Below are 362 nucleotides of genomic sequence, written 5' to 3' on the forward strand. Positions count from 1 at the left end.
TGTACGATCTGGCGACGGGTAACCGCATCTCGTTTCAGGATGACGGTAGCGGCGTGCCCGTCGACCCCGTGACCGGCGTCGCCTTCGACGTGAACTTCTCGTCGACACTTGCGGCGGGCACCTATCGCGTCGCACTCAGTCAGTACAACAACTTCGGTGGAGCGACTCTGAGCGACGCATTCGGCCGTGCGGGGAGCGGCAACTTCACTCAAGCCTATTGCGATATGGGGATCACCGCACCGTTCTGCGATTTTACCGGTGCGAAACGCACAAGCGCCTGGGCGTTCGACATCCTCGGCGTCGACACGGCGACCGGTCCCGGTGGTACGGTGCCGGAGCCTGCCACATGGGCGATGATGATC

At 62.7% G+C, this 362-nt stretch carries 1 protein-coding gene; it reads left to right on the forward strand.

Annotated features, from left to right (window positions below; all coding sequences use genetic code 11):
- On the forward strand, positions 1 to 362 hold a 362-nt coding region (locus AC0IYH_RS29955), incomplete at both ends, for a DVUA0089 family protein (RefSeq protein ID WP_471837731.1).

The sequence above is a fragment of the Pseudomonas sp. AC463 genome (assembly GCF_979253585.1).